The 23,990-nt window shown below is 62.7% G+C and carries 22 protein-coding genes; 10 read left to right on the top strand and 12 right to left on the bottom strand.

Going from position 1 to position 23,990, the window contains the following annotated elements:
* Nucleotides 1-28 precede the first annotated feature (28 nt).
* Nucleotides 29-730 (bottom strand): class I SAM-dependent methyltransferase, encoded by a 702-nt coding sequence (locus AB8A33_RS20670; protein ID WP_439094467.1) that lies wholly within the window; start codon nucleotides 728-730, stop codon nucleotides 29-31.
* A gap of 222 nt (nucleotides 731-952) precedes the next feature.
* Between AB8A33_RS20670 and AB8A33_RS20665 the strand changes: the two genes are divergently transcribed.
* Together AB8A33_RS20665 and AB8A33_RS20660 are read left to right on the top strand one after the other, a co-directional pair.
* Complete coding sequence (locus tag AB8A33_RS20665) at nucleotides 953-1,162, top strand: cold-shock protein (RefSeq protein WP_092138872.1); 210 nt, start codon at nucleotides 953-955, stop codon at nucleotides 1,160-1,162.
* 164 nt (nucleotides 1,163-1,326) lie between these two features.
* Complete coding sequence (locus tag AB8A33_RS20660; protein ID WP_439094465.1) at nucleotides 1,327-1,518, top strand: hypothetical protein; 192 nt, start codon at nucleotides 1,327-1,329, stop codon at nucleotides 1,516-1,518.
* An 8-nt stretch (nucleotides 1,519-1,526) separates the two neighbouring features.
* On the opposite strand, the gene AB8A33_RS20655 is transcribed toward AB8A33_RS20660, so the two are convergent.
* From AB8A33_RS20655 to AB8A33_RS20640, 4 genes are all read right to left on the bottom strand, one after another.
* The gene (locus AB8A33_RS20655; RefSeq protein WP_320447070.1) at nucleotides 1,527-1,919 is read right to left on the bottom strand and encodes a response regulator; all 393 of its coding nucleotides are present in this window, start codon (nucleotides 1,917-1,919) and stop codon (nucleotides 1,527-1,529) included.
* Complete coding sequence (locus AB8A33_RS20650) at nucleotides 1,919-3,283, bottom strand: HWE histidine kinase domain-containing protein (RefSeq protein WP_439094463.1); 1,365 nt, start codon at nucleotides 3,281-3,283, stop codon at nucleotides 1,919-1,921. The genes AB8A33_RS20655 and AB8A33_RS20650 overlap by 1 nt, the downstream gene beginning before the upstream one ends.
* A gap of 199 nt (nucleotides 3,284-3,482) precedes the next feature.
* Nucleotides 3,483-5,372 (bottom strand): CHASE2 domain-containing protein, encoded by a 1,890-nt coding sequence (locus AB8A33_RS20645; RefSeq protein ID WP_439094462.1) that lies wholly within the window; start codon nucleotides 5,370-5,372, stop codon nucleotides 3,483-3,485.
* A 53-nt stretch (nucleotides 5,373-5,425) separates the two neighbouring features.
* Complete coding sequence (locus AB8A33_RS20640) at nucleotides 5,426-5,947, bottom strand: FecR domain-containing protein (RefSeq protein ID WP_439094460.1); 522 nt, start codon at nucleotides 5,945-5,947, stop codon at nucleotides 5,426-5,428.
* A gap of 475 nt (nucleotides 5,948-6,422) precedes the next feature.
* Between AB8A33_RS20640 and AB8A33_RS20635 the strand changes: the two genes are divergently transcribed.
* Together AB8A33_RS20635 and AB8A33_RS20630 are read left to right on the top strand one after the other, a co-directional pair.
* On the top strand, nucleotides 6,423-7,715 hold the full coding sequence (locus tag AB8A33_RS20635; protein WP_089261652.1) for an adenylosuccinate synthase: 1,293 nt from the start codon (nucleotides 6,423-6,425) through the stop codon (nucleotides 7,713-7,715).
* A gap of 53 nt (nucleotides 7,716-7,768) precedes the next feature.
* Nucleotides 7,769-9,358 carry a hypothetical protein gene (locus AB8A33_RS20630; protein ID WP_439094458.1) on the top strand — a complete coding sequence of 530 codons (1,590 nt, stop codon included), beginning with the start codon at nucleotides 7,769-7,771 and terminating at the stop codon, nucleotides 9,356-9,358.
* 268 nt (nucleotides 9,359-9,626) lie between these two features.
* Here AB8A33_RS20630 and AB8A33_RS20625 read toward each other — a convergent pair whose 3' ends face one another.
* Both AB8A33_RS20625 and AB8A33_RS20620 read right to left on the bottom strand, forming a co-directional pair.
* A complete protein-coding gene (locus AB8A33_RS20625) occupies nucleotides 9,627-11,822 on the bottom strand; it encodes a TonB-dependent siderophore receptor (RefSeq protein ID WP_439094456.1) in 2,196 nt (731 codons plus the stop codon).
* Nucleotides 11,823-12,144: 322 nt separating this feature from the next.
* Complete coding sequence (locus tag AB8A33_RS20620; RefSeq protein WP_439094454.1) at nucleotides 12,145-14,007, bottom strand: tannase/feruloyl esterase family alpha/beta hydrolase; 1,863 nt, start codon at nucleotides 14,005-14,007, stop codon at nucleotides 12,145-12,147.
* Nucleotides 14,008-14,215: 208 nt separating this feature from the next.
* Between AB8A33_RS20620 and AB8A33_RS20615 the strand changes: the two genes are divergently transcribed.
* The gene (locus tag AB8A33_RS20615; protein ID WP_439094452.1) at nucleotides 14,216-15,190 is read left to right on the top strand and encodes a VOC family protein; all 975 of its coding nucleotides are present in this window, start codon (nucleotides 14,216-14,218) and stop codon (nucleotides 15,188-15,190) included.
* 143 nt (nucleotides 15,191-15,333) lie between these two features.
* On the opposite strand, the gene AB8A33_RS20610 is transcribed toward AB8A33_RS20615, so the two are convergent.
* From AB8A33_RS20610 to AB8A33_RS20600, 3 genes are all read right to left on the bottom strand, one after another.
* Nucleotides 15,334-15,522, bottom strand: a complete 189-nt coding sequence (locus tag AB8A33_RS20610) for a hypothetical protein (RefSeq protein WP_439094450.1) — start codon at nucleotides 15,520-15,522, stop codon at nucleotides 15,334-15,336.
* A gap of 122 nt (nucleotides 15,523-15,644) precedes the next feature.
* Nucleotides 15,645-15,863 carry a hypothetical protein gene (locus AB8A33_RS20605; protein ID WP_068731389.1) on the bottom strand — a complete coding sequence of 73 codons (219 nt, stop codon included), beginning with the start codon at nucleotides 15,861-15,863 and terminating at the stop codon, nucleotides 15,645-15,647.
* 390 nt (nucleotides 15,864-16,253) lie between these two features.
* Complete coding sequence (locus tag AB8A33_RS20600; RefSeq protein ID WP_439094449.1) at nucleotides 16,254-16,691, bottom strand: hypothetical protein; 438 nt, start codon at nucleotides 16,689-16,691, stop codon at nucleotides 16,254-16,256.
* Nucleotides 16,692-16,841: 150 nt separating this feature from the next.
* Here AB8A33_RS20600 and AB8A33_RS20595 point away from each other — a divergent pair, with 150 nt between their 5' ends.
* On the top strand, nucleotides 16,842-17,888 hold the full coding sequence (locus tag AB8A33_RS20595; protein ID WP_439094447.1) for a hypothetical protein: 1,047 nt from the start codon (nucleotides 16,842-16,844) through the stop codon (nucleotides 17,886-17,888).
* Here the strand turns inward: AB8A33_RS20595 and AB8A33_RS20590 are convergent.
* On the bottom strand, nucleotides 17,881-18,114 hold the full coding sequence (locus AB8A33_RS20590; RefSeq protein WP_439094446.1) for a hypothetical protein: 234 nt from the start codon (nucleotides 18,112-18,114) through the stop codon (nucleotides 17,881-17,883). The two genes, AB8A33_RS20595 and AB8A33_RS20590, sit on opposite strands and share 8 nt — an antisense overlap.
* Before the next feature lie 400 nt (nucleotides 18,115-18,514).
* On the opposite strand from AB8A33_RS20590, the gene AB8A33_RS20585 reads away from it, so the two are divergent.
* The 4 genes from AB8A33_RS20585 (at nucleotide 18,515) to AB8A33_RS20570 (ending at nucleotide 22,865) form a co-directional block, all read left to right on the top strand.
* Nucleotides 18,515-19,459, top strand: a complete 945-nt coding sequence (locus tag AB8A33_RS20585; RefSeq protein WP_439094444.1) for a helix-turn-helix transcriptional regulator — start codon at nucleotides 18,515-18,517, stop codon at nucleotides 19,457-19,459.
* 257 nt (nucleotides 19,460-19,716) lie between these two features.
* On the top strand, nucleotides 19,717-20,547 hold the full coding sequence (locus AB8A33_RS20580) for an alpha/beta fold hydrolase (protein ID WP_439094442.1): 831 nt from the start codon (nucleotides 19,717-19,719) through the stop codon (nucleotides 20,545-20,547).
* A gap of 55 nt (nucleotides 20,548-20,602) precedes the next feature.
* Nucleotides 20,603-21,808, top strand: coding sequence for an NAD(P)/FAD-dependent oxidoreductase (locus tag AB8A33_RS20575; protein WP_439094440.1), 1,206 nt, complete (start codon nucleotides 20,603-20,605; stop codon nucleotides 21,806-21,808).
* A 76-nt stretch (nucleotides 21,809-21,884) separates the two neighbouring features.
* On the top strand, nucleotides 21,885-22,865 hold the full coding sequence (locus tag AB8A33_RS20570; protein WP_439094438.1) for an MBL fold metallo-hydrolase: 981 nt from the start codon (nucleotides 21,885-21,887) through the stop codon (nucleotides 22,863-22,865).
* A gap of 67 nt (nucleotides 22,866-22,932) precedes the next feature.
* Here the strand turns inward: AB8A33_RS20570 and AB8A33_RS20565 are convergent, their stop codons facing one another.
* Nucleotides 22,933-23,988 carry an ABC transporter substrate-binding protein gene (locus tag AB8A33_RS20565; RefSeq protein ID WP_439086222.1) on the bottom strand — a complete coding sequence of 352 codons (1,056 nt, stop codon included), beginning with the start codon at nucleotides 23,986-23,988 and terminating at the stop codon, nucleotides 22,933-22,935.
* Nucleotides 23,989-23,990 lie beyond the last annotated feature (2 nt).

Raw genomic sequence — 23,990 nt, 5'->3', positions numbered from 1 at the left:
CGTCCCTCGCTCTTCTGTTGGTACAACTTCACGCCTCTCCGGGCAGATCTTCCACACGCCACAGCCCCAGCGACTTGTCGGCATAGTCGCCGCCGGCTTCCGTACAGCCTTCGTTGATCACCGCCTCAGGCGTAGGAAACAGGAATGGCGCCTGCTGCATGTTCAGCACGCGCCAGTCGCCGTCATCGATGTCGCGATTGGCTGATGCGTCGGGGAATGTCGTGGTCAGCAGCCAGCGGGCACCGGAGCGTTTCAGGTTGGCGATGGCGCGGTTGATGTTGGCGAATGACAAATGCACTAGGCAGTCGCGGCACAGCACCAGGTCGACAGCGGGGAGGGGGTCGCTGACGAGATCGAGCTGGCGGAACTCGATATGGCCCGGACGCCCGTAACGGGCGGCGTTGGTTGCAACGATATCGGGCACGATGTCGGCGCCGAGATAGGCGATGCTGCCGAGACCCATCTGCGCCATCCAGGTGAAGTCGCCGCAGGGCAGGTCCAGGAGTGTTGTTATCTCGAGGCGCTTCAGAAGCTGCGACAGCTCTCGTCGCAGCCATGATGTCGCGTCCAATTCAGAGCCGAGACCGGATTGGGAGGTTTCTGCACCCCACAGGTTGGTGCGGTAGATCAGCGCGAAACGTTCCGCGAGGTCGAGGCCGTCGAATTCTCGCCGTCGCTCGGCGAAGCGGAGTTCGGCCAGAACCGGCAATCGTGGCTTTGGTGTGTTCACGCGCGTGCCCCTTCACTGCGTCAAAGACGTGTGAAATCAGCCTGGTGATCATTGGCCTTGCTAATTAGATGAGTATCACCTATATTGTGCCTATTCGAATATATGCTCTGCCTTGTTGACCGCGCCGGTATCGGCTCCATTCCCCAAGACATCGTTGATATCGGATCGGGCTCACGCGATGTCGCGTAGGTCTCGCGCATTCGCGCATCTTGGAGAATAGTTATGACAGTCGGTACAGTTAAGTGGTTCAACGCGACCAAGGGTTTCGGTTTCATTCAGCCTGATGACGGCGGCCAGGATGTGTTCGTTCACATCAGTGCAGTCGAACGGGCCGGATTGGGTTCGCTCAATGAAGGCCAGAAGGTTTCTTTCGAAGCCAAGGCTGACAAGATGCGCGGCAAGACCAGCGCGGAAGATCTGCGCGCCATCTGAGATTGAAGATCGGCCGATTACCACGGATGTACTGGGATCTGCTGATCGACATATTGCGCTCAAGCGCATGATATTTGGAGTAGATGAAGCCCGTTGGTGATCCTCACCGGCGGGCTTCGTTGTTTTTGCCGTGTTTCGGCGTCCGACCAAGAGATGAACCCACGATGAGTGAACGTCTGGATACGCTCAAGGCAGCTCGCTTGCGCATGGTGGATGACCGCGATGCGCATGCGAAAGTTCTTGCCGCACCTTTCAATCGCGACAATGCGGAACGGGCTCGCATGAAGTTTGTCGAGATTCAGAACGTGATCGACGCCATCGATCGCGCCATCTTGGGCGAGCAACCCGTCCAATAGCGCCGGCTCTAGCCGATCAACGCGCGCAGTTCCGCAATCATCTTCGTCGTCTCGAACGGCTTGCCGAAAAAGCGACTATCGTGAGGTAGATCGTTCTGCGCGACCTGCAAATGGCCGGACACGATGACGATCTTGATCGGTGGCCAGCGGTTGCGCACCGCATGCGCAAGCTTCAACCCGTCCATGCTGCCGGGCATCTGTACGTCGGTGAACAGCAGCACGATATCGTTGCGGCTCTCGAGAATTCGCACGGCTTCGTCGGCATTGTTGGCCTCGATAGCGATGAAGCCGGCTTCCTCGACGATGTCGGCGGCGTGAATGCGGAGCAGAGGCTCGTCCTCGACGATGAGGACGGCAGGCCGCTGCATGTCACGCGCGTTGGGATCTGGGAGTGCTGCCATCAAAATTGGTGCCACCTTTCGTCGGGTACCGAAGCCAGCTCGCTCAATCTGGTTTCGAACCGACATGTGAGTCCTTCGGGCAAGAATTCGATTTTGACGGAACTGCCGAAGTCGGCTGACAGCGTGCCTTCGATCAGTCGTGAGCCAAATCCACGTCGCGTCGGAGGGGCGACGACGGGGCCGCCGGATTCGCGCCATGCGAAACCTAACGCCGGCCCGTCGCTGCCGGTGTGACAAGCCCAGTCGATATCGATCGTTCCGTCCGGAACGGACAATGCACCATACTTTGCGGCATTGGTTGCGAGTTCATGCAGGGCGAGCGCCAGCGACAGTGCCTGCTTGGCCGTCAGTTCCACCTCGGGGCCCGAGATGCGAATGCGCTTTTGGCCCGTTCGATGCGGCGCCAGCGCGCCATCGATCACAGTGGGCATCGACGCGCTGGTCCAGTTCGATGCCGTCAGGATATCATGCGCCTGGTTAAGTGCCGAGAGGCGCGCATCGAAAATGGTCCGAGCCTCTTCCTTGGTCGCTGCGGTACGGAATGTCTGACTGGCGATGGCGCCGACCATGGCCATGGTGTTCTTCATGCGATGTTCGAGTTCGCGCGTCAGCAATTGCTGCTGTGTCTCGGCACGTTTCAGTTTACCGATGTCGCGAATGGTGCCGATGAAGCGCGTAACGACGCCATTCTCGAATTCAGCCCTGCCTTTGGCAGAACACCAGCGCTCGATGCCGTCATCGAGACCGATGGTACGGTATTCGATGTCATAGGCCTGCGGCCCGTCCACCATCATGGCGTTTAGGCACGCCTTCTCCGTGACGTCGCGATCGTCGGGATGAAGCCCTTGCAGGAAGACGTCGAACGAGATCGGCTTGCCGAAGGCAAGGCCGAACAATTCGTAGCAGCGCCGATCCCATTGCAGCACACCGGTGCGCGGGTCCAGATCCCAGGTTCCAGTGTCGGCGGCGTCGAGGGCGAGTCGTAGCTGGCTTTCGCTTGCCTGCAGCGCCACATCCACGGCACGCGATGCAGTGATATCGCGCGACACCGAAAGCAGTTGATGCGGTTTTCCATCGGGGCCGGGAATGGCGGTGACGGTGACATCCCACCATTTCGGCGTGCCGGCCATCGTGCTGGCGTAACCCTGGAAGTGTCCAGTACGCCCAAGCTGAGCGGCCCTTACAGCCGCCTTGGCGTCGATATTGCCCTGACCCTGCCAAAAGTCTGGCCATGGGCAGCCCTTGATCGCACCGAAATCCGTGACCTCCATGATGCGCTGGCCACCGTCGGTCATGAAGATGAGGTTGCCGTCGAAATCGAGAACCTTGATGCAGTCGCTCGATGCGGCGAGCAAACTTCGCAAGAACGAATTGGCGTCCTGAATAGGTCCTAACGATTGATCCACAAATACCTCGGGAGCTGCGGCTCCGATCGCAAAAATACGCTGCAACGAAATACGGCCGCAAGGAGATACGGTTCGGATGTACGGTAACAGGTCTTCGAGCAAACGTGCCAGACCAGACCAGGTTCCGGCTCAATCGCGGCGATGCCGCGTGCTCGATTTACGCGGAGGTCGACACCGCTTGCGCGGCACTTCCGTCGCACCACAGCCAGGCGCTGACCGCGCCACTGCGGCCACGGATCTGCACCTCGGTCGGGCCGGACAGGGTGCCGGTGGTCAGCATCGGGCAGTCGTCTCCGGCGCGACGCAACAGCTCGTCGCTGACGGCCACTTCAGCGCCGTGGCCTGCGGCGACCTCCATGAGCCGGCTGGCGACATTGACGGTATCGCCGGTCGCGGTGATGTGCTGGTAGCTGGCGCCGCCGAGACGCGATGCGACGATATCGCCGAAATGCGCGCCGATCTTGAATCCGATCTGGCTGGCGATCTCGGGCGGAAGACCGGCCATCCATGCGCCTGTGCGCGCCGTGAGTTCTATACAGCAGCGCGCGGCACGGGCGGCATCGTCATCGGCCACGACAGGCAGTCCGAACAGGATCATCGCGCCGTCGCCCATGAAGGTTGTCACCACGCCGCCATGGGCGAGGGTCACCTGATCGATCAGCGCATGGAAGGACTTAAGTAGGTCGCGCACCACGTCTGCGCCGAGCGTCTCGCTGAGCCGCGTAAAGTGCGAGAGATCGATGAAGACGACGGCGGCATGCTGGTGCACCGGCTGCAACAGGTAGTCCGGATTCTTGATCAGCCAGTCGCGCAGGCCCGGCGCCTGGAACTGGCGCAGCAGATCGCTGCGGGCGGCGAAATGCTGCACGCTGCGTCGGCTGCTCCAGATCTGCAGCGCGCCGAACGCCATCGCTGGCGGCACGGCCGCCGCCAGTGGCAATGCAGCGCTCATCCAGATGCCATGGCCATAGGCAACGGTGTTGATCACGGCCCACAGCGCGACGACGGCGACGATCGCAATGAGGCCGACGGCATTGCGCCGCCATGCGAGCAGGGCGATGCAGAGCATCGCCAGGACGATCGCAAAGCCGGCATCGAACAGCCGTATGGATGTATTGCGCAGCAAGGTGTCCTTGGCGAGCAGATGCGTGATTGCGGTGGACACGACCTCGACGCCGGGCATCACCGGATCGAACGGCGTGGAGAAGAAATCGCCGCCGCCGCTGACGGTGACGCCGATGGCTACGACGCGGTCCTCGACATCGGCGCGGCGAAGTTTGCCCGCCAGAACCTCCGATGCGCTGATCGTCCGGATCGTGCCGCGTGGCCCATAGAAAGACATCGGCAACAAATGGCCGACATCGGTCGGGACATGGGTGCCGGCGAGGGAGAAATTATACTCGCCAATCTGGGTGTCGTCGCGCGAGGCAGCGGATGCGACACGCAGTGGCATCGACACCATCACGCGGTCGGCCGAGCGCATCAGCATTGGCATCGAGCGCGGCACGCCGCTGCTGTCGGTGTTGAGATTGACCACGCCGACCGTGGCCTGATCGGCGAAGACTTTCAGCGGCAGCAGAAATCCCGACGCCACTGGCAGGTCGGCGAGAGGCCCGGCCTCCTTGGTGGCCACGGTCTGTTTGGACTCGCTGAACAGCGCCGCCGCGGCGATGACGGTATTGGTTTTGCCAAGCGCCTGTGCCAGTGCGGCATCGGTGTCCGCGGCGCCGGCATCGACCAGCAGCAGATCGAGTGCGAGCACTTTCGGTTTGTAGCGTGCGATTTCCTCGATGATCTTGGTCAGCGTGGCGCGGGGCAGCGGATAGCTGCCTTGTTCGCGCGCGACCCGATCGTCGATCGCGATGATGGTGACGAGATCGGGCGGCTTCTTCACGCCGCGGATCTGGATGCGCAGGTCGGTCAGTGTCGCCTCTAACCTGTCGAGAAAGCCGACGTCGCCGCGGTTGTGACCAAAGGCCAGCGCTGCCGCCCACACGCCCGCCAGGACTATGGCGAGCGGTGTCTGCAATCTGCTGGCCTTCATCATCGTTGTGTATCCGGGCCGGGCAACATCCGGGCCTTGTTAGCGCCCAAGCCTTGTTAACGTCCAAGCCTTGCCATCAATGCGGCGACACGCGGCGCGGGCCAGCGCTTGATCTCGAGCGGCGTCGCCGATGCATCGACATCAACACCTTCACCGGGGCCGAGGGTCACGCTGCCGGGGCCGGTCACGCGCCTGACGCCGACGCGACCGGTCTCGACGAAGACGGATGTCTTGCTGCCCTCGGCGTCCACCGCCCATCTGGTGCCACGCACCGCGGCAATCGCTTGCGGTGTCATCACCTCGAAGGTTTTGCCGGCTTTCTGTTTGGAGGCCTCGATGAAAACGGCCTTGCTTTGCAGGTCGACGCCGTCGACACGGCCATTGCGGTCGCGATCGAGCAGCGTGAAGCGCGCGCCGTTTTCAGCAATGATCGTCACGCCGCCGCAGCGCAGGTTTTGCGGCCCACCGGCCGACTGGCTCGATGTACAGCCGGGGCCGGCCTGCTGCGCCGATGCAGCACTTCCATAGAGGCAAGCCGCAGCAACCATGGCTGCCGCCAGCCTGATTGAATGGGTCATGTTGGTTACTCCTGAACGCCCCATCGGTAAGGCGGGCGGCGGGCGATTCCGTTCAACGTTTGCGGGCGAGCGGCGTAATTAACGCTCGGAGGTACCCATATAGGGCGACGCAGCGGCACAACGAGGGCAGATTTCGGTCGGTACGGCCCATCTCACGACCATGTGAGATTGAGAGGCATTCTCAGCAATCGGGCTGCGAGCGCTGCCGCAATCTCGCCACATCGCCCCGGATTTTCAGGGGATATCAAAGGTTTGCATAGAGCCGACGAGGCCATTTTCGGGGCGTTCGTGCTTGTTTTCCCCCCGCGCTTCCTTTATTCCCGTTTTGCATCGCAGACAGCGTCCTAGAAGACTTGGGTAACCAAGATCATTGGCCGCGTTTAGGCAGATGCCTGGGCGTGATCCGGCAAACGGCAGACCGTTTTCCGCGCTGATCACGCCTCGACGCGTGTATTTTTCAGAGGACTAGCGCCAAATGGCCAATGTTGTCGTCGTCGGCGCCCAGTGGGGCGACGAGGGTAAGGGCAAGATCGTTGACTGGTTGTCGGACCAGGCGGATGTCGTCGCCCGCTATCAGGGCGGCCACAATGCCGGTCATACGCTGGTCATCAATGGCCAGACCTACAAGCTGGCGCTGCTGCCGTCGGGCGTTGTGCGCCAGTCCAAGCTCTCCGTGATCGGCAATGGCGTGGTGTTCGACCCGCAGGCCTTCGTCGATGAAGTCGCCAAGCTCCGAGGCCAAGGCGTCGATGTCGGCCCGCACAATCTGCGCGTTGCCGAAAACGTCACGCTGATCCTGCCGCTGCACCGCGAGCTCGATGCGCTCAGAGAGAATGCCAACAAGGCCACCGCCATCGGCACCACCCAGCGCGGCATCGGCCCGGCCTATGAAGACAAGGTCGGCCGTCGCGCCATCCGTCTGATGGATCTCGCCGATCTCGCCACCTTGCCGCACAAGGTCGATCGCCTGCTGACGCATCACAATGCGCTGCGCCGCGGTCTCGGCCTCGCGGAATTCAACACGGCTGACATCGTGAAGGAGCTCTCCGCATTCGCGCCGGTGCTGCTGCCCTATGCTGAGGCCGTCTGGCGGCTGCTCGACAGCAAGCGCCGCGAAGGCAAGCGGATCCTGTTCGAGGGTGCGCAGGGCGCGCTGCTCGATGTCGATCACGGCACCTATCCCTATGTCACCTCGTCCAACACCGTGGCCGCACAGGCAGCGACCGGCACCGGCATGGGCCCGGGCGCGGTCGGCTATGTGCTCGGCATCTGCAAGGCCTACACCACGCGCGTGGGTCAAGGTCCGTTCCCGACCGAATTGCTCAACGAGATCGGCGAAGAGATCGGCCGTCGCGGCAAGGAATTCGGCGTCAACACCGGGCGCAAGCGCCGCTGCGGCTGGTTCGATGCGGTGCTGGTGCGACAGACTGTCCGCACCTGCGGCATCAACGGCCTGGCATTGACCAAGCTCGATATTCTCGACGGCTTCGACACCATCGAGGTCTGCGTCGGCTACAAGCTGGACGGCAAGGAGATCGACTATCTGCCGGCCGGCGAGGGTGCTCAGGCCCGGATCGAGCCGATCTACGAGACCATCGAAGGCTGGAAAGAGCCGACCGCCAATGCCCGTTCCTGGGCCGATCTGCCGGCGCAGGCGATCAAATACGTGCGCCGGATCGAGGAACTGGTGGGCTGCCCGATTGCTTTGCTTTCCACGAGCCCGGAACGCGAAGATACTATTCTGGTGCAAAACCCGTTCGAGGCTTAACGGACTGTTACCGGATAGCCTCCAAATTGATGCACCCGCAACATTGAGTCGAGATGGCTGATTACTACCCGTTGATCGCCCGTGCCATCGCCGGACTGGACCCCAGTGCTCCCGGTGAGCAGCGGCGCGCGCTCTATGAGCGCGCCCGCACGGCTCTGATTGCCCAGTTGCGCAGTGTCGAGCCGCCGCTCAGCGAGTCAGAGATCACCCGCGAGCGGCTGTCGCTCGAAGAGGCCGTCCGCAAGGTTGAGTCCGAGGCCGCCCAGCGTGCCCGCGACGCTTCGCGTCCTGCGTCGGACGGCAAGCCGCGCGCCGGCGATGCTTTCCGCAATGCCGGGCCGCGTGCCGGTGCCACGCCGGCCGAACCGTCGCCGCGCGGCCGCCAGCCGATCACGCCGTCTCCGCGCGCCCCGGAAGAGCCGCGTCCGCCGCGCACCTTGCGCGTCGATCCGCCGCCGATTCCAAAGCAGCAGTCGCCCAATGCCGGCGCGCAGGATCCGAACGGCCCGCCAACCCGCGAACGATCAGGCACGCCGCGCCGCTCCGATAACAACACGCCGCCGCCGGCCCGCAATGATCGCGGCGACCAGGGCGATGCCGCGATGCGCGGTTTCCGCGACGTCACCGCCGATGTCGACGATCTCGGCCGCGCCGCTGCGCAGGCCAACCGCGCGGCGCGCAAGACCTACGCCAACGTGCCGTCGCCGACGCCGGAATTCGATCGTCTCGAACCCAGCATGGAAGCGCGTAGCGAGGCTTTCGGCTACGACGAGACAGCTTACGACGAGCAGGCCGGCGACGAGTCGCAGGTGCCGCCGTCGCGCATCAAGGATTCCAAGGGCAAGAAGGCGAAGCCGCCCAAGCCTCCGAAGCCGAAGCGCGTCAGCGGCGGTTTCCCGTTCAAGACCGCGCTTCTCATCGGCATCGTGATGATCCTGATCGGCGCCGTGATTCTGGGCTGGCCGACGATCAACAAGATGGTGCGCGGTTTCGCCGGCGGTTCGGCGCCCGTCGTCACCGACAACAAGGATGCGCCGCTGGCGCCGCGGCCGAAAATCGCCGATCGCGTCGGTCAGCCGTCGTCGTCGGATCAGATCGCGCCGGTCGCGCAGCGCGTCGTTCTGTATGACGAGGATCCGGCCGAGCCGAAGGGCCGGCAATATGTCGGCACGGTGGTCTGGCGCACCGAGCAGATCAAGGGCACCGGCGGCAAGCCTGGCGACATCGCCGTACGCGCGGACATCGAGATTCCGGAACGCAAGTTCAAGATGACCATGTCGTTCCGCCGCAACACCGACACGTCGCTGCCCGCCAGCCATACAGCCGAACTCACTTTCGTGCTGCCGCCCGATTTCGCCGGCGGCGGTATCGCCAATGTCCCTGGCGTGCTGATGAAGTCGAACGAGCAGGCGCGCGGCACGCCGCTGGCGGGCCTCGCGGTCAAGGTCACCGACGGCTTCTTCCTGGTCGGTCTCAGCAATGTCGAAAGCGATCGCGCGCGCAACCTGCAGCTCCTGAAGGAGCGGTCATGGTTCGATATCCCGCTGGTCTATGCCAACCAGCGCCGCGCTATCATCGCCATCGAGAAGGGCTCGCCCGGCGAGCGCGCGTTCAACGACGCGTTCGCGGCCTGGGGCGAGTAAGCAACAAGCGTTGTCATTCCGGGGCGCGGGCGCGTCCTTGCGCACGCGAACCTCAGCCACTCCAATTGGAGTGGCGGGGAATCTGGAAATGTTCATCACATCGAGATTCCGGGGTCGCGCAAGGGCGTGCCCTCCGGCAAACCGATTGGTTTGCTAGCGAATGACGAGCTAGCGGCAGCTAAAGCTACCCGCCTGCGCCACCGCTCCGTCGTTTCACGTCATTCCTGCAGCCAGAACTGCTTCACCAGAGGTTTCGCAGCCGCGCTTCTCACCATCGCGCTGTCACGCTGCCGAGAACGGTGCGCCCCTGCGTGAAGGTACAGGTCCCACCGTTGCAGATCGGAACACGCTCGTCCGACAGATTGCGCGCATTCACGGCCAGGCGCATGCCGCGATAATCGTAATGCACACCCGCATCGAACGCCGTGATCGCAGGGTTTCTGATCGTATTGATGTCGTCAGCCCAGGTCTGTCCGATCCAGCGTGCACCGGCACCGACACCGAATCCCGCGAGCGAACCGGTCTGCCAAGTATAGTCGAGGAAAATCGCCGCCTGCTGCGTTGGCACGCCGAGCGGTACCTTGCCGAGGTCGGCCCCGTTGCTGCGAGTCACAGTAGCGTCAGTATAGCTATAGGACGCGACACCCTTGAGGCCCTCTGCCAGAGACAGCACCGCTTCCAGTTCGGTGCCCCGTGAGCGTATCTGGCCGGTCTGTACCGAGTACAGCGAGCCGAAGACCGGATCGGTTGTCAGCACGTTGTCCTTGGTCAGGTTGAACCAGGTCGCCGTGAAGTAGCTGTTCCAGCCAAGCGGCTGATACTTGATACCGGCTTCGAACGATTCACCGGTCGTCGGCGCGAAGGGTGTAGCGCCGCGCCCGGGTGCCGTCGTGCCACTCTGCGGCAGAAATGACGTCGCGTAGTTGACGTAAGGCGCGAGCCCGTTGTCGAACAGATACAGCAATCCCGCGCGGCCTGTGAACTTGCTTGGGTCGCTCGTGGTCGTCACGCCTGACAGGTCGTCGTGGTTCGAGAGTTCGGCAAAGTCCTGCCGGCCACCGATGGTCAGCCGCCAGCCGCCCAGTGCCATCTGGTCCTGTGCGTAAAGTCCGAGCTGGCCGAGCGTCTGGCTGTTGGCGCTCATAATCGACAAAGGCAATGTCGGCACCGAAGTGCCATAAACAGGATTTGTCAGGTCGAGCGACGGACCGGCGCCCGCATAGTAGCCAAAAGTCGTTCCCTGCCGGAAGTAATCGACTCCGGCTAGGACCGTATGCTTGATCGGGCCGGTTGCCAATCTGGCTTCGATCTGATTGTCGATATTGAAGGTGTTCAGGCTTTCCTTGTAGGTCGACGCGTAGCGGTTCAACGTGCGGCCGTCGGGAGAGAGACTGAGTGCATCGACCATGTTGCCTTCGAACGACACATGCCCGAGCCGGACGTTCTGCCGGAACGTCACGGCCTCGTTGAAGCGATGTTCGAGCCTGTAACCGACAGAGGCCTGCGACTGTGTGAGCGCATCGAATGACGGATCGCCGAGACGAATATTCGTCACCACGCCCGTCGCCGGGTTGCGCAGATAATACGGCCACATCGACGTCTTGCTGCGCTCGTATTCGGCCAGCACCGTGAGCGTCGTGTCTTCGCCCAGCTTTGCGGTAAAGCTCGGTGCGAGAAACACGCGATCGTCCCAGGTGCCGGGAATCTGCGTGCCGCTGTCACGCACCAGGCCGGTGAAGCGATAGAGCAGCTTGTCGTTGTCGAGCGTCGGCCCGCTGAAATCGAAACGGCCCTGATAGCGATTGAAATTGCCGATATCGAGCCCGGCTTCGTTGAGCCGCTTCTCGAGCGGCATCTTGCTGACATAGTTCACCATGCCGCCGGCTTCGTTGGCGCCATAGAGCACGGAGGACGGCCCGCGCATGACCTCGATGCGTTCGGCGCCGTATGGTTCGTTGCGGAAATAGGCGAAGGAACCGTTGCCCTGCCGCAGACCGTCGCGGTAATTGCCGTATTGGTTGGCCGCAAATCCGCGGATCAGGAACTGGTCGTAGCGGGCATCGTAGCCATAGGGTTGGGTTTGCACGCCCGCCGTATAGGCCAGCGCCTCACCGACGGTTCGCGCGCCCTGGTCGCGCATCTGCTCCGGTGTCACCACCGAAATCGACTGCGGCGTCTCGATCAGAGGCGTATCCGTTTTGGTGCCCGTGGCACTTCGCGTGGCCACATAGCCCTGAACGGGGCCCCATGCGGATTCCGTTGCGCTGGCGCCCGGCACGTTGCTTGGCGTGACTGTTCCCTGACGCGTGGCTGTGCGCGCCGCCCGTGCGGCGGTGCGCGACGCGCTGCTGCGCGCAGTGTTCTTGGATTTGGCGCGCCGGTCGGCGCTGCCTTGAACGATGACGGGATCCAGCTGCGTGGCGCGCGCTGAAGGCGGCTCCGTGCCGGTGGCTTGCGCTGACATTTGTGCGCTTGCCTGCGCTGACAGGCCCATCAACAAGACAATAGAACTTGCTGCACCAAGACACATTGCCTTGGTGACTTTTCTTTCGACGATCCCCACCGATAACGCCCCGCATGTCGTTCGGACTGACTGAGCCCGATTCCTGCGTGGTCTCTAGGACATCAAATCGCGCATGGCATTACCTGCCAAGTTAGAACCTCTACACACTAGAACCGTTAAAATCGCAGGAGTGTGCGGAGCGGAAACTTGTGGAGGCCGGATCAAATCCGGCCATGACAAACGAGAGGCGAGAGCTTTCGCTCTCGCGCCGCCGGAATGCCAGCTACTTGCAGCCGAAATTCGCCGCCTGCGTTACTGCTCCACCATTCCACACCGTGCGCAGCGGATAGACGCAAGCCGGATAGCTCAACTTGCTGTCACGCGACGTCAGTGCGATCTCGCCGGGAGCCACACCCTTTTCGACCCAGTCCGTCAGCGCGGTGAAGAACTGATCCTGCTCACGCATCGGCGTCTGGTTCGCATTACCGGGAAGCTTCGGCAGCGGCACGGAATCGTTCTGGCCGCTGACCGTATAGGCGCGGCCCTGCGAGCTGTGCGCCGAGCCGGGCAGCAGATACATCCGCATGAACTTCTGCACCTCGGCGTGGCCGCCCATCTGCGCCGCGACGCGCTCGTGATAGTTGACGTTGCCGGCGGGCGGGATCGCGTCATCGACGAGGCCGCTATAGACGATGATCTTGCGGCCGAGATCGCGCAACTTGCCGAGATCCGCCTTGTCGGTGCCGAGATTGCTGAACAAAGTGGGCTGCAAAGCGAGGTTCTTGTTCACCGCATCGGCCAGACCGGCATAGCTGAGCTCCTGCCACTTGTTGCGTTCGGTGGTCGAGCCGTTGTTGAACGGAATGTCCGATGGGTTGGTGGCGCTGGCATCGGCGGCGTAGCGGACGTCCTGTAGTGCCAAAGCCACGCTGCCGGCGGCTGTACCGGTGATCTGGCTGCCGATCGCCGTGGTCCTGGTGAAGGCCCACCACACCTGCCTCGTTCCGAGCACCTTGCCGCTGCGGCTGTCGGAGCTCTGCGCGGCGTCGTAGCTGCCGTCGGGCGTTGCGCCGAACCAGATCCTGTCGAGCGCCATCGCTTCCTTCAGGCTCATGCAGGTTGCCGCATCGGCATTGCTGCCGGTGACGCCCTGGCCGGCCTCGCCGCTGCAGAGGGCCGCGGCATCGCGTGCGGGATCGTAGTCGCAGGCGAACGGATCGAGCAGGAAGCCGAGCCCGGCCTTGTCGCAGGAGGCGAGGGCACGTTTGTTGGCGGCGTCGATCTTGGCGGCGAAGGCGCTGGCTTTCGGTTTGTCGAGTGCGGTGAAGCCGAGCTCGGTCTTCATCACGATCTGCGGATATAGCGCGGTCGTGCCGAATTGCGGGATGTTCAGCGCCGGCTGCGCGATCATGTAGCCGTCATAGAGCTCGGGATAGTCCTGGGCGATCTTCATGCCCTGCCGGCCACCCTGCGAGTGACCATCGTAATAAGCGTAAGCCGGCGCCTTGCCGTAATAGAGCGTGGCGAGCGCCTTGGTCTTGACGGCCTGCTCCACCATGGCGCGGACCGAGAAGTCGCGAAATCCTTCGGCATTGACCTTGCCGTCGGAGAGAAAGGTGAAGGAGCCGTCCTGATACCAGGGTTGTCCTGCATCGGTGGTGCCCGAGGCATAACCCATATTGGCGTTGACGAGGGCGGGCACCTTGCTGCCGATCTTGTCGGCAGTGCGATGGCCACCGCCGACCCAGCCGCCGCCGCCGTAATTGCGGATGCGCGTATTCCAGTTCGCCGGTGTCGGCAGCCACACCTCGATGCCGATGCCCTCGGACCAGGAGCGCGCAGCTCTGTCCTTTTCCGCCGTGAAGCCTGGGCCCACCAGAAGCTTCACAAGGCACATGTCCGCCGCCATGGTGATCGGGCGAGGCGAATCCTGCGCGACCAGTTCCTCGCCCTTCTTGATCGCCCGCACGGCCACAACGGTGGTGGCCTCATCGGGATGAAATGCGGTCTTGATACCGTCATCACAGGCGAGCTGCTGTGCGGAAGCCGGGGCCGTGGTGCCGCATAGCGCGGCAAACAAGGCCATTGCCGTCACGACGGCACGCGCACGGCTGTCATCACGGATGATGTGGGGGGCTGTCGACATGGCGTTTCCCGTCTGTTTTATTTTTGAGTTGGGGTGAGTTCTCCTCACTTCGCTCCTGCGATCAACTACCAAAACGAGGCTTGAACGTAACATTATGTTAAAAAGCCCCCGTGGATTGGACCTACAGCGATGTGATTTGACCCCGTATGGTCGCCTGCTATCCACAATGATCCATTCTTGAATCCACTCTTCTGCCATGGACCCCCGCATGACCACGCGCCGACAGGTGATGAAGCTCGCCGCCTTTGCTGCCAGCCAGACCGCGCTGATGGGGGCGGTGCGTGCCGAGGGCGGTGTCGATCTTGGTGCGATGGCATCTGCGCCGTTGCCCTTCGCGCAGCAGACGCCGATGCGGATCGGTGCCGCCGCGCTTCGCGTCCGCGACCTTGGCAAGATGCGCAGCTACTACACGGATTTGCTCAAGCTCGGCACCATCAGCGACAGCAAGGCCGAGGTCGTGCTCGGCGTCGATGGCGTCGCGCTGTTGCACCTGATCCATCGGCCCGATGCGCCGCTGGAAGCGCAGACCACGGCCGGGCTGTTTCACACCGCCTTCCTGATGCCGAGCCGCGCAGATTTCGCGCGCTGGCTGGTCCATGCCGCGTTGGCGCGTACGCCGTTTGATGGCTTTGCCGATCATCATGTCAGCGAGGCATCCTATCTCACCGATCCCGAGGGTAACGGCATCGAGGTCTATTCGGACCGGCCGCCGTCGGCGTGGAAATGGACCGGCGACATGGTCACCATGGGAACCGACCAGCTCGATATCGACAATATCGTGGCGCAGACGGACACCACGCGCGATCAGTATCACACCGCGCCGAAGCCGCTGCGTATCGGTCACATGCATCTGCGTGTCGGCGACGTCGCGCGCGGCCGCAATTTTTATGAGGGGCTAATCGGCATGGAGCCGACGCGGCTAGGCCGACCGGGTGTCGCCTTCCTGTCGTCAGGTCGCTATCACCATCACATCGGCATCAACACCTGGCAGAGCGCCGGCAGCGGTCCGCGCAATGCGCAGGAAACGGGGCTCGCCTGGTTCTCGCTCCGGATTGCCGATGATGCCGTGATGGCCGACCGCAAGCGCCGCCTTGCGGCTGCTGGCCTGTCAGGCGAGTCGATCGCGGATGGCGTTGCGGTTGCCGATCCCTGGGGCACTCAGGTACGGCTGGTGAAGGGTTAACTGCAAACCGTCATTCCGGGGCGCGCTCTTGCGCGAACCCGGAATCCCGATGTGATGAACATTCGGAGATTCCGGGTTCGCGAACGTCGCCTGACGGCGCCGTTTCGCGCCCCGGAATGACAGCTTCAAACGCGACAGGCGGCCTACGCCTCAGCCAATTCGAAATACCGCGGCGCGTCGCGCCAGCCCTGCGCTGCCGCATGGAGCGCCTTGGCGCGGTAATCCAATTCGAGATCGCAGAGCATGCCGCGCATCTCCAGATCGCTCTCCTCGCGGGCGAGGCGGTTGCAATCGTCCGCGCGGTCTCTGAAGTAATTTTCTGACATAATCATCGGTATCGTTTTCCATCAGCTTCGATGGAACTTCGCTGCCCGGTTTGGCGAAGACGTGGCGGCATGCCATCAAATACGTGGCAGGTTCCGCTTTTCGCGTTGCGAAAGATTGCGCAGCGACCTTACGGCGCGCCGTTCGCGCCTGCGGTCACGGCGTGCGACACCAGCGCATGGGCATCGGTGATGCCGCCGGCCGCGTGGCGCACGATGGTCTCCGCCATCATCGCTTTCGTCGCCGGCGTGCGATGCTGCACGGCGATCTGCTGCACAGCGATATCCAGCACCTGGCGCAGCGTGGCCACATAGTTTGCGTCGAACTTCGGTGTCGGGTCGGTTGTCATGCTACACTCCGTCGTCTCGAGCTGCGCAGACCATGCTGACGCATTGGGGCGTATCTTGGTCCGCGCGATGAAACGTCGATGACGGCTAATGACATTGTTTTGAAGATAAGCCTTGAACCTTCATGCGGTGTTGCGCGACATCGCGTCACGCGCATTGCGCGGCACACCAGCGCGCAAAAAAGATCGATAAAATCTTTAGCAAGTGTGAAGCCGTGATGACGTCGCGTGCACATTCGCGCGATCGATGACCCCTGCCATTCGCTGCATGCGAGCTTGATCAAGCTGCATCCTCGCGCGCGCTGCCGCGCGCCGGGACGTCCGTTTCGCGGATATGTGTTTACACGGGCGTCTTGCAACAAGGCCTCCGTGCTCCGCTTAAGGGCTCGCCGCTTACCTCAGCGAGATGGCGAGGCCCGAGAGATCGGCATTGACCATCAATCCGGTCTGGCGACCGCTGAGTTCCAGCAGCGCGCCCTTCTCGTTGGTGAGCACGATGGCGCTGACGCCGCGGCCGACCGCAGCACCTGCGCCGCCAGCGCCATAGACGCCGGCCACATCGCCGGGGCTGTTGATGCGGCTGACGCGGCCGGACAGATAGCTCTGCGACGCGCCGAAGACGAGGCCCGCGCTCAATCCGCCGATCGACAGCGGATAGGTCCGCCCGCGAAAGGTCAGCGTGCCCGAACCGCCCGATGCGCCGATGAACCAGCCACCCTTCAGCACATTGATGCGGATCGTGCCGCTATCGGCGAAAGCCGCAGAGGAAACGCTTGCGCCGATCAAAGCGAGGGCGGCGACGAGGGTGGTGCGGAAAAGCGAGCGCGACATGGGGTGTCCTCTGACAAATGATTCGTTGGGCGCAAGGCAAGGACGGCACAATCCAGCAAAATGGCCGCGGGGTCCATGGGCCTTCGGCGCCGCGCGGGCGGCGAGGGCGCTGCAATTGACAAATGCAGGCCCGACCAAACACACTCGGCCATGGCCAGGACCGTCCTCTTCCTCTGCACCGGTAACTACTATCGCAGCCGCTATGCGGAAGAACTCTTCAATCACCTGGCGCGCCGCGCCGGTCTGGACTGGGAGGCGACGTCCCATGCCCTGGCAATCGAGCGGGGCAAGGACAATGTCGGCCCGATGGCGCGGCAGACCATCGACGCGTTGATCGTCGATGGCATCTCGCCCCTCGGCGTATCGCGCATGCCGGCACCCTGCACGCATGAAGCGCTTGCAGCGTCCGATATGGTCGTGGCCGTGAAGGAGGCCGAGCACCGCACCTTGCTGGTGGCGCGCTTTCCGGGCTGGGAAGATCGCGTGACCTATTGGCACGTGCATGACATCGACGTGGCGCCTCCCGACGTCGCGCTGGGCGAGCTGAAAGCGCATGTCGAGCGTCTGGTGCGTGAGCTGGGTGAACCTCCCCATGCGAGCCTGATCGCTCCCGCCATGTGGCAACTCGTCGAGCGCTATGTGGGGCACGTCGGCTACAAAGGCGGCGTCAAGTCCGAAGGACTTGCATGGGATCCGCCGGTCATCGATTGCTCCGGCTGGGCCGCGTTGCTGCTGTCCAGTGCGATGCAGGCGATGAATGATGCATCCAGAAGCGGCGTCTTCAGCGCCCGCGAGATTGCTGGGATTTCGACCTGGTCCGATCGCATGATCGAGGTCATCGAGACCCGCACCGGTTTTATTCTCGAGGGCGATCGGATTGATCTCGAAAACCTGCCGCGCTTTGCCATGATCGGCTTGCGACAGGGTGGCGGAGCATGGGCCGCAAATCATCCGCGCCCGCGCGAGATTACCCATGTGGTTCAGGTCGTGCGCCGCCCTCATGACGATGCGCCGTTCGTGACGGAATCGCAGGGCTGGGCAGAACCTTATGGTCTCCGGCTGCTGCCGCTGGCGGATTGGCTTGAGATCAGCAGAGCGTGGCTCAAATCCGGCGAGGCGTGGGCGGTCGATCCGTTTGCGCCGAGCGTGCGTCGCGTAAGGCCAACGCCTGCGAATTGCGAAGACCGCGTCAATTGATGCTGTGAAAGAACCACTTCACCAGTAATACGCCGCTGCCGACTGCCACCACAACGATCCCGTAGCCGGTCAGGACGTCACCCGGTGTGCCGCCGAACGGCCATACAGCAACAATGGCGATGCCGACGGTGAATGTCAGTATGACGTAAAACAGAATGCGGCGTTCTTCCGGCTTCGCTGCCAGCGCCTGCATGATGAATTCAAGAAGGGGACTTGGCTCGGACATCGACATGGCTCCTCGTCCAATGAGACGCGGCACCAGCATGGCGGGTTCAATGATGGCCTGTGCCCGCTCTGGGCCAGAAAGAGCACCAGATCGAACGGCTTCGGTCCAGCAGCGACGCGCCCGGCGCGTCGCTTGAACGCGCGCCGATGGGCGTCTAGGCAATCATTTTCGGATGAAAACTGCACGTCCACGCATCGATTGCACAAGAAGCCAAGGAAAACTCAACGGCAATTCAAGATGCCTACAAGGCTTTCCCGCCCGCACGCGCGCATTCTGGCAGCGCTTTCAGAAGCAAGGCCACGGATGGCCTGAACAATCGGGGGAAAGCCATGAGGATTGTCGTCATAGGCGATACGGGTCTCATCGGATGCGTACGAACGCGTGGCGCGGGTGCACGTCCATGACCAAGCTCCGCGATTCCGGGGATGACCCGGCAGCCACATCCGAGGCGTCTCACGAAACGCCGCGCCATGCCGAGCGGCGTCCTGCCGATGTGGAGATGGCGCGCGTGTTGAAGACTGCACCGCTGCGCATGGCTTCAGACTCGTCCAGCGGCACGATCGCCCATTGGAAACACGGAGCCCTGCACGACGTCGTCGAACCCATGGCCGATCACGTCGTCATGACTTACACCGGCGCGATGCAGCGACTGGAGCGGCGCTCGGGCAAGTCGACTGCCATCGGAACTGCGCGTTCCGGCGTGGTGACGATCATTCCAGCCGGCTCAAGCGCACGATGGGATATTCCCGGGCTTGTCAGCGTCGTCCAGCTCTATCTCCCGCACCGAACGCTGACGCGCGTTGCGGACGAAGCTGACACGACCGCACCCGCCGATCTCCTGGAACGAACAGCACATCCCGATCCCGTCACATCGCGCCTTTTGCTCAGCGCGGCTGATGTCCTGGAGGGGAATGCGGCGCTGGACACGCTGTTCAGACAACAACTGACGGATCTTCTGGCGACACGCCTCCTGTCTGCGCACACAGGCGCGCCAGCCACGTTTCAGCCGACCATGGGTGGCTTGGCGCCGAAGACGCTGCTACGCGCCATCGAACGTTTGCGTTCGGACAGCGATACGGACGTCTCGCTCTCCGCTCTGGCTTCGGATGCCGGTCTGTCGCGCTTTCACTTCTGCCGCGCTTTCAAGGAAAGCACCGGGCTCTCGCCACACGCCTGGCTGCGCCAACACCGGCTCGAGCAGGCTATGAACATGCTGCGCGACACCGACGCATCGGTCGTGTCGGTGGCAGCGGCGCTTGGCTATGCGTCGCAGACAGCCTTCGCAGCGGCGTTCAGGAAGCTGACCGGCGAAAGCCCAAGCGATTGGCGACGACGGTCACGTTAGCAGCAATCTCTCGACAGGTACGTCAATCGCTCTGGCGCAGCGCCACAGGTGGTTCGCTAGAAATCGTCCTGCCAAGCCAAACTGCACGGAGATAAACGATGGACTGGAACAGCCACATCAACCGGCTCCCGAACGCCTCGCGGCGGAAAGTACTCGCGACCACGCTCATGTACGCGATGTCACTAACCCTTCGTTCCACGTCGGCGACCGGCAAAGAAACAAGCCTTCCCCCGTACCCCGCTCAAAGGAACGATCCCATGACCTTCGTCACCACCAAAGATGGCGCACAGATTTTCTACAAAGACTGGGGGCCGAAGTCCGGCCAGCCGATCGTCTTTCACCACGGCTGGCCGCTGAGCTCCGACGACTGGGAGACCCAGATGCTCTTCCTTGTTGGCAAGGGTTATCGCGTCATCGCCCATGATCGCCGCGGTCACGGTCGCTCGAGCCAGGTGAGCGACGGACACGACATGGATCACTACGCAGCCGATGTTGCGGCGGTCGTCCAGCACCTCGATCTCCGCAATGCCGTTCATGTCGGCCATTCAACTGGCGGCGGCGAGGCCGCGCGCTACGTCGCGAGTTATGGCGAGAATCGCGTGGCCAAGCTCGTGTTGATCAGTGCCGTGCCGCCGGTGATGCTGAAGACGGAAGCCAATCCCGACGGCTTGCCGATTGAAGTGTTCGACGGCCTGCGCAAGCAGCTCGCCGCCAATAGATCGCAATTCTATCTCGATTTCGCGAGCGGTCCGTTCTACGGCTACAACCGCCCAGGCACCAAGCCATCCCAGGCGGTCATCTGGAATTGGTGGCGCCAAGGCATGATGGGGAGCGCCAAGGCGCATTACGAAGGCATCAAAGCGTTCTCGGAGACAGACTTCAGTGACGACTTGCGGCGCATCATGGTGCCCACACTCGTCATGCACGGTGATGACGACCAGATCGTACCCGTCGCCGACTCCGCCCCTCTATCGGCAAAACTGCTGAAGCACAGCACCCTCAAAATCTACGAGAGGCTGCCGCACGGAATGTGCACGACCAACGCCGATCTCGTGAACGCCGAACTGCTCGCGTTCGTAGCGGCCTAGCGTCTCTGCTTTGTGCCTTTGCATCAGAAGAACTCAAACCCAAGGAGAAAATCACATGCGAATAGTCATCATAGGCGCCGGCTTCGCCGGCATGTACGCCGCACTTTCCGCAGCCCGCCTGCGCGACATCAAGGGCGTTTCGCCCGAAGAGCTCGAGATCGCGCTGGTCGCACCCGAGCCGACACTGGTCATTCGCCCGCGACTCTACGAGCCGAAGCCCGAAACTTTGACGGCACCTCTGCTGGATGTCCTCAAGGCCGTCGATGTCGTCTATGTGCAAGGCAGCGCCGAGGCGATCGACACAACGTCCCGCACGGTGCAGGTCGCGACCGCCAACAATAAGCGACAGTCGCTCTCCTATGATCGGCTGATCGTCGCAACCGGAAGCCGGCTGTTCCGCCCGAATATTCCCGGCCTCGCGGAACATGGTTTCAGCGTCGACAATCTCGACGATGCGATCAAGCTCGACAAGCATCTGCACGGCCTGGCCGATCGTCCGGCATCGAACGGGCGCGACACCATCGTCGTGGCCGGCGGTGGCTTCACGGGAATCGAAGCGGCGACCGAGATGCCGGCGCGGCTTCGCGCGATCCTCGGCAAGGACGCCAGGCCGCGCGTGATCATTGTCGAGCGAAACAGTGCGATCGCCCCCGACATGGGAGAGGGTCCGCGTCCTATCATCGAGGAAGCGCTGCGCAAACTCGGTGTGGAGACAAGGCTCGGTGCGGGCGTTGCCTCGCTGGATAACTCCGGCATCACGCTCTCCAACGGCGAACGCATCGAAACCGAGACCGTGATCTGGGCGGCGGGCATTCGTGCCGCTCCGCTGACCACGCAGATCGCCGCCGAGCGTGACAGTTTCGGCCGGCTGCTGGTCGACCGCGATTTGCGCGTACCCTCGGTGCCTGGCGTCTTTGCCACTGGCGATGCCGCCAGAGCGGCCAGCGACGATGTCGGCAACTACGCGCTGATGTCGTGCCAGCATGCGACGCGGATGGGCGCCTTTGCCGGCAACAATGCCGCCGCTGAATTATTGCGCATGGCGCCCAGGCCGTACCACCAGAAGGCCTACGTCACCTGTCTCGACCTCGGCGAAGCCGGCGCACTGTTCACGCGCGGCTGGGATCGCAAGGTCGAGATGGTTGGCGACGTCGCCAAGAAAACCAAGCAGGAAATCAACACCGTCTGGATTTATCCGCCGAAGCCCGAGCGTGCCGCCGCTCTCGCCTCGGCCGATCCGGAGCATGTGACCGAAGTCTAGCCACCCCACACAAGAAAGAACCGCGCTCCATGCAGGAGCGCGGCCAGCTCTCACGATCAACCAGGAGGACCCACAGATGACACAGACGATTCAAGCCACTCGGAAAAACACCCCGCAAAATACCCAGAAGGAGAAACACATGAACCTTGATACGACATCAGCCCCCGCCAAGTCGGGACGCAACGAACTGGTTCCGTCGCGCTATGCAGTGAAGATCGGCGACATCGACGTGCTGGTGGTCAGCGATGGCGTGCTGCCACTCCCAACCTCCATGTTGGGACATAACGCAGACCCCGCCGTGCGGGCCGCTTGGATGCGCGACATGTTCCTGCCGCCGGACGCTTTCGACTGGCCGCTGAACGTGGTCGTCGTGCAGAGTGGCGAGCAGACCATTCTTGTCGACGCCGGGCTGGGATTGGACCCGGATCTACATTTGCCGCGGGCCGGACAACTGATCCAGCGATTGGCAGCTGCCCAGATCGATCTGGCATGCGTCACCGATATCGTGCTGACGCACTTGCATATGGACCATATCGGCGGACTTCTCGTCGAAGGGGTGAAGGATCAATTGCGTTCGGACCTGCGGATCCACGTGGCTGCCGCCGAGGTCGAATTCTGGAAAGCGCCCGATTTCTCTCACACCATGATGCCGCCGGGATTCCCGGACGCGCTCCGGGCGACCGCCAAGCGGTTCATGGCCGAATATGGAAAGCATTTTCGGACATTCACGGACGAGCACGAACTGGCGCCGGGAGTCACCGTGCGTCGGACGGGCGGCCACACGCCAGGACACAGTGTCGTCCGGCTGGCATCCGGCGGCGACGCGCTGACCTTCGCCGGCGACGCTGTGTTCACGGTCGGGTTTGACCAACCGGATTGGCACAACGGTTTCGAGCACGACCCCGAAGAAGCAGCGCGCGTGCGGATCCGTCTGTTGCGGGAGCTTGCGGCCAGCGGCGAATTGTTGGTCGCGACCCATCTGCCATTTCCGTCCGCCGGCCACGTGGCGATCGATGGCGACGCGTTTCGCTGGGTTCCGATCTCCTGGGACTACTGATCGTTTGCCGGGTTAGGACCGGGGCGCGCCCTCTTCGCTAATGAGTGCGCGCCCCGATCGAAAAGATTTATGGCTTGAAAGTGAAATCCGGTCCGATAGCCACCTCAGCCGGAATGGGCGGCAAATCGGCGAAGAGTTCCGGATGCTTCTTCATGACATTCAGGATCGGCTTGGCGTCGATATTCTTGTTGACGTCAAAGGTTGCCTTGAGCACGCCGAGGCGCTGAAGCCGGTCCTGTGCGCTCCACATCGCCTTGTAGCTGTTGGCCGACAGACGCCGGTCGAGCTGCTGGACATTGAATTCCATGGCGGCTTCGGCGATCTCCGGCTTCAGGCCGGGAATCCAGCGGGTGCCGATCTGCGCGGCGGCCTTGGGATTCTTGCGCATCCACTGGTCGGCCTGTGAGGTCGCGGCCAGGAATTTCTCCGTCGTCTCCGGATTCTTCTCGACCCAGGACCGAAGCGAGACGACATAGCCGAGATAGGCGATGACATCGCCCCCGCGGATCACTTCGAAGGCACCGGGGACGTCTTTCTGCGCGATGATCGGCCACGGATCCCAGCCGGAAAACGCATCGATGCCCTTGGCGAGCAGCGCGACCGTCATATCCGGCGGCGGCGTGTTGACCAGCTGAACGTCGTCGGGCTTGAGTCCGGCCTTCTCCAGCAGCGCCAGGATATAGAGATGGTTGATGGTGCCGAAGGAGGTCGCAATCTTCTTGCCCTTGAGGCTCTTGAGGTCGCCCTTGACGATGCCCGATCCCTCACGGGCAATGATCGCCATGGTCGCATCGGAACCGGACTTGGTGGCGCTGCCGCTGTAATTGCCGAGCGCCACGAGATCCATGCCGCGCAGCACGGCGCCGATCATCGGAACGCCGACCTGCAGGATCTCGGTCTCGCCGGCCTGCAGCGCGTTCAGCGCATCAACGCCGGTCGCGTAAGGTCGTGCGATGGTGACATCGAGACCCTGCTTTTCGAAGTAACCGCGCTCGAGTGCCACCGGGATCGCCAGCATGTCGATGGCGCTAACCATGCCGACGTTCAGTTTCGTCAATGTCTGCGATTGTGCGGGCACGCAAGCCAGCATCACGGCAGTTAAAGCCCATAATATGCGTTTCAAAA

Source organism: Tardiphaga sp. 813_E8_N1_3, from assembly GCF_051811025.1.
GTDB lineage: Bacteria > Pseudomonadota > Alphaproteobacteria > Rhizobiales > Xanthobacteraceae > Tardiphaga.
Note: the sequence above shows the minus strand (reverse complement) of the source record. Positions and strands in the feature narration are given on the sequence as shown.